This is a genomic window from Moorena sp. SIO4A5 (assembly GCF_010672005.1).
In the GTDB taxonomy this organism is placed as follows: domain Bacteria; phylum Cyanobacteriota; class Cyanobacteriia; order Cyanobacteriales; family Coleofasciculaceae; genus Moorena.
In genome coordinates this window covers 1-5,222 of record NZ_JAAHHZ010000319.1, presented here as the reverse complement: position 1 = coordinate 5,222, position 5,222 = coordinate 1, and the positions used below count along the sequence as shown (strand labels likewise).

General features: G+C 43.0%; 5 protein-coding genes. 1 reads left to right on the top strand and 4 read right to left on the bottom strand.

The features are described 5' to 3' along the window. From F6K57_RS36035 to F6K57_RS36025, 3 genes are all read right to left on the bottom strand, one after another. Nucleotides 1-606, bottom strand: a 606-nt coding sequence (locus F6K57_RS36035; RefSeq protein ID WP_293072881.1) for an AAA family ATPase, incomplete at its 3' end; no start/stop codon positions are given. A gap of 49 nt (nt 607-655) precedes the next feature. Continuing rightward, nucleotides 656-1,030 (bottom strand): type IV pilus biogenesis protein EbsA, encoded by a 375-nt coding sequence (ebsA, locus tag F6K57_RS36030; RefSeq protein WP_008191631.1) that lies wholly within the window; start codon nt 1,028-1,030, stop codon nt 656-658. 353 nt (nt 1,031-1,383) lie between these two features. Beyond that, nucleotides 1,384-1,791: a DCC1-like thiol-disulfide oxidoreductase family protein gene (locus tag F6K57_RS36025; RefSeq protein WP_293024549.1), complete on the bottom strand. Its 408-nt coding sequence runs from the start codon at nt 1,789-1,791 to the stop codon at nt 1,384-1,386. 839 nt (nt 1,792-2,630) lie between these two features. Here F6K57_RS36025 and F6K57_RS36020 point away from each other — a divergent pair. Beyond that, the gene (locus tag F6K57_RS36020; RefSeq protein WP_293027500.1) at nt 2,631-4,319 is read left to right on the top strand and encodes an NAD-binding protein; all 1,689 of its coding nucleotides are present in this window, start codon (nt 2,631-2,633) and stop codon (nt 4,317-4,319) included. A 144-nt stretch (nt 4,320-4,463) separates the two neighbouring features. Here the strand turns inward: F6K57_RS36020 and F6K57_RS36015 are convergent, their stop codons facing one another. Continuing rightward, on the bottom strand, nt 4,464-4,856 hold the full coding sequence (locus F6K57_RS36015; RefSeq protein ID WP_364305526.1) for a hypothetical protein: 393 nt from the start codon (nt 4,854-4,856) through the stop codon (nt 4,464-4,466). Nucleotides 4,857-5,222 lie beyond the last annotated feature (366 nt).

Genomic DNA, 5,222 nt, shown 5'->3' with positions numbered 1-5,222 from the left:
CATTCCCAATACTGGGATTTCTTGCCGTTCCAGAAACGGTTTCAATGTTGTTTTTACCCTTGATAGCTTGTCTTGGGGAATATCATTAATTAAAACTCCCAGTAAGCTTTCTCCCAGACGTTGCTTAGCAAATAACAACGCATCTGCTAGTAAAACCGAGTGAAAACGAGCCACCAATAAGACAGCAGCATCAATTGTCTGAGCAACTTTTGGTAATGATAAGTTAAACAGAGTCCCCGCACTCAAGGTTGCTGCTCCTTCCACCAAAACTACATCACTATTTAGTGGTTGGAGATAGTCTTGAAGAGACTGACGGTAATCGGTTGAGTCTTGTCCTCCCAAGCGTTTTTCAATGGTTTGAGCATCCATAAACAGCAAAGGCGATCGCACCATGTTATCTGGCAACTTAAGTATGTCAGTGATAAACTGGACATCTTCCTCTATCGTTGACCCTTGATTGCTACTCAAAAAGGTACCCAGTGGTTTACAGTAGGCAATCGTTATCCCTTTTGCTTGCAGTTGATCGGCAATTCCCAGGATCGTTGCTGACTTACCGCTGTAAGCTTCTGTTGACCCAATTAGTAAATACTTAGCGGATTTTGCCACCCCTTATTTACACTCCTATAACTATAAAACTGGCTATAAAACTGGTTGTTTATTCATCAATGCGTAGTAGTTTGCGGTAGAATGCCTTGGAAAAATCCGTTATGCGCGATCGCTTAAAGTTCATAATCACTTCGATTAAGTAATTCACAAACTCAGAATTTTGCATAGTCAGTTCGTAACTGAGATCCGCGTTACCATCAAACTGTAATCGGCAACGAGTTAATTCCGAAGGAAGATTAGATACAAACCAAGTAGCAACGAAGGGAATACTATCACCGCCTTCTATGTGGCGACGACCTTCCAAAGACCCTTGTTGGTAGAGGCTAATTGCTATAGGTAAAAGATTCCGTTTATTACCCTGGTAGTAGGGAACATAAATCCCGACAGCTCCTTTGTCGGCAGGCTTAAGTTTTTCGATCGACATGGCTGAATATCACTCAATTGCCGTTGATGGTATTGATGTAACTATTCCTATGGGACAATCTCCGTGATGGAAAACCCATCACGATCAGATGATTAGTCCAGGAAAATAAGTATTCTAATACATTACATTCAACTTTCCTATAGGTTAAGCTTATCCCCAAAGTTTAAAATAGGGAATTGTGTGTTTCTAATTACAAGAAGCGCGGATAAAAGTTGATTGAGTGTAAGCATTTAGCTCTGCTGCTCTGCTGCTCTGCTGCTCATGCGCTACTTGAGGTACTGACGGCTGACGGCATTAGGGTGACGGCATTAGGCTGACGGCTGAATGCTTATGATTGAGTTTCTAGTCTAGCCTCAACTGGGATTAGCCTTGCAACCTACTGGGTAAACCGATTTATACGTAGTAGAACGCTTACCAAACCAACTGTAACGATTATCCCGAATCTGCTCGTAAACCTGATCCCCTACCGACTTCACCCCAGGCATTGCCCGATAAGCGGATACAAAGATATTACCCAATGGCAATAGACGCCCAATCTCTTCAGCGGCATCACTTCCTTGCCATCGACAATCATCAGAAGAAGCATCGATCAAAATCATACCCATCTCACACTCGAGAGGTGTTACCCCTAATTTTCCGCAAGCTTCTTTATCCTGCATGGGTATGTAATCAAATAGCTTGCCCTGATCCAGATTTTCTAATAGTTGTACCAGAGTCACACAAAGATTACAGTCGCCATCGTAAATAACGTGATATCCCATTCAGCCTCTTTCCTAAATCCTAGTTTATCTGCCCCAAAATAGCTTATCACCCTATTTTCGACTACTACTGTAGTCCTAAACATTGCGGCTAGAGCCCTGTCAAGTTTGAATTGAAACGTTCACCAAGCGGTGCGCTTACAGTCGGCGAATTTAATTCGACGACTGTAAGCGCACCGGGACGGAATTGCTGCATACGGCGCGCATAAAAAACAAAATTGAGGCTGATAACTTAATTGAACAGACTATTACAACTATAAACCTAACCTCCCTCACCTATACTCAGGAGGTCTGATGCAATGATAATACGATGGCGGCAGTTATTGGTTAGAATAACAATTTGGCTAGCAGCTGAGATCATCCTCAACTTTCTGGGGCTGGACAATCTAGCTGACTACAGCGAGTTCATATACGAGCAGGAGGTTGCCCTATCAAGTCAATACAGGCTTCCAGCCATTGAGAGGCTGCCCCATTTCTAGTAAACCTTGATAGATATTTATAGCCAGTTCCTTGTGAAGATGAAGTGATCAGGGGGTGACGGGTCGAGGGAGTGATCAGCTGTGAGGCATCTACATCATCTAATTTATATATCTAATTTATTGATTTTATTTTAATTTATATATTGAATCGGCTTGCGAAGCAGGCACGCAGAGGAGCAGGGGATAAGGTTAATCGGTATTTCGAGCTTACCTCAATCGCTTACGGGGCGAGATTTTACCCTTTCTTTCCCAGCAGCAGTGTCTTCCGCTACAATTCTTTGAGCTATCTTGGATAAGAATTGTAAAAGAACACTTAGCTAGATGCAAAACGACAACTATTATTTCGGTCAACAAGGTTGACACATGAAACCCCGCATCATTATCTGTGGCTTGGGTCGCACTGGATACAAAATATTCCGCTTACTGAAGCAGCAGGGAGTAGCTGTTGTTGGCATCAGCAACAGAATAATGCCTGGTGACGAAAACAATATTATTATTGGAGACTTGCGGGCTGTTTCTACCCTACTTGCCGCTGGACTCGAACATGCCCAAACCCTAGTTCTCGCCTGTAATGACGATGCTCTCAATCTGGCAATCCTGACTCAGGCACGAGTGATTAATCCACGGATTCGGATCGTTAACCGATTGTTTAATAGCAGCCTAGGTACTCGTTTAGATCAGACCCTACCCGATCATGTCAGCATGAGTGTTTCTTCTCTAGCAGCACCGGTATTTGCCTTCGCAGCAATGGGGAATCGAGCCATTGGGCAACTCAAGCTACACAATCAAACCTGGCCGATACACGAAGAAATTATCACCGAAAGCCACCCTTGGATGGGAACACAGTTGAGTGACCTGTGGGATGAGCGTAGGCGAATGTTGATCTACTACCTACCGATGGACTCGAATTTAGATCTAGTTTCCGCAGTAGCTCAGGGCAAACAGTTACAACCTGGCGATCGCTTAATTATTGGTACTCAGCCTCGGTTTCGTCCTAAACGCCAATCCTGGCTACAGAAACTGCTGAAAGTTTTCACAAACTTACAACAGTTTCAGCATCATGCTCAACCAATGTTAGTAGTGACCCTTTTCCTACTCCTGATAATTTTTACAGCCACATTGACTTATGTGTGTGTCAACTTAGAAACCTCTATTGTTGATGCTCTATATTTTTCTGTGGGTATGATTACGGGTGCTGGTGGTCAAGAAGAAGTAGCAGAAAAGTCCCCGGACACTATTAAGGTATTTACTGCTGTGATGATGTTAGTAGGGGCTGGTGTGATTGGGATTTGCTATGCTCTACTAAACGATTTTGTCTTAGGTACCCGACTCAAACAGTTTTGGGATGCTGCGAGAGTTCCCTACAGAAATCACTACGTTGTATGTGGACTGGGAAATGTAGGAGTCCAAATCCTCTACCAACTTCATGCCCAAGGCCATGAATTGGTGGTCATTGAAAGTAACCCCAACAATCGTTTCCTGAACATTGTTCGTTCTCTTGGTATTGCAGTCATTCACGGAGATGCCAGTTTACCTGCTACACTCACAGCAGCACACATCCAACGAGCAGAAGCCCTCTTAGCAGTTACTAGTGATGATACTGCCAATTTAGAAATTGCTCTAAGTGCCAAAAGTCTAGCTTCGAAATTGTCAGTGGTTGTCCGGAATCAAGACCCCCACTTTTCCCACATGGTACAGCAAGTGTTTGAATTTGAAGCAGTATTGTCTCCCACAGAATTAGCCACTCCTTCTTTTGCAGCTGCGGCATTAGGTGGACAAGTGTTAGGCAATGGTATGATTGGTGATACGCTTTGGGTTGCCTTAGCAACTAAGATTACCACCGAGCATCCCTTCTGTGGACGCCGTGTTAAAGATGCTGCCAGGTCCGCTGACTTTGTACCACTGTATCTAGAAACTAAGTATCAAACGATTCATGGCTGGGATTTATTGGAAATTAACCTAGCCGCTGGTGATCTTTTGTATCTAACTATGCCAGCAGTTGGTTTAGAGCAATTGTGGCGCACAACACCACCTCAAATGATGCTGAGGTGAGTGACAAATGGAACCCATGGCATCTAATGGCATCTAATCTGAACATGATCAACAATGAAGGATGAATGATACAGCCCTAGCTATAGTCTAAGGTTCATCATTCATCACTCATTATTCATGATTACTCGTGCAGGATTAGCGCAGCTAGAAAATACCAACTAGGACAATGGAAGTCATTAAGAAACCAGCCAATATTACAAGGATGCCAGGTAGGTTCAACCAATGTTTAACTTCCTCTGATTCTTGAGGCCACTCTTCTTGCTGCAGTTGCATCTGCCGAATCAGATCGGAAATTGCTTCAGCATCCTTGACATGGTGTAGTGCCTTGGTGTCACCATCAGGGTATTTCACTACGAAGTAAGTGGGAACTTTGATGTGATCCCCTGTAATATCAATCGTATCCACAGCAACCTGCTTCGCTTTTTCCTCAATAGTTTGGGGTTCAGTGGCAATTCTATCCCCTGGGTTAGCTGTTAACTTAACTCCCATTCCCATTGGTGATGCGTAGCTGACCATAGAAACCTCCAGATAGGTCAAAGTTTTTTATTAGGTGCGCTTTCCGCATCTAATTATTAAATTCGCCACGGGTCGCACCTCTGGATTTCATTTTACGTAACTTGGAAAACAATTATTCAGCTTAAGCGCGATATTTTATTTATATTATCAATACTTTAGATTTTTTAGTAATTTAGTTAAGATTGCAGCGGTTTCCTGTAATCAAATGTAATCTAACAAATGTAATCTAGCAATTTTTTATTGAAAATCGCCCTGAGTCGCAATACGGTTCGGTTAAGCTTGAAAAGCATGTAAACTGGTAATTGTCATCAAGGTGCGAAGGGCAAAATGCAACTCAAAGAATTCTCCTTGGTTGTACCGAAGATTGAATCAGGTACAGTACTCAAA

Coding starts and splice junctions, on each gene's coding strand:
- ebsA (WP_008191631.1), bottom strand. CDS start 1,030: ATGTCGATCGAAAAACTTAAGCCTGCCGACAAAGGAGCTGTCGGGATT.
- F6K57_RS36020 (WP_293027500.1), top strand. CDS start 2,631: ATGAAACCCCGCATCATTATCTGTGGCTTGGGTCGCACTGGATACAAA.
- F6K57_RS36025 (WP_293024549.1), bottom strand. CDS start 1,791: ATGGGATATCACGTTATTTACGATGGCGACTGTAATCTTTGTGTGACT.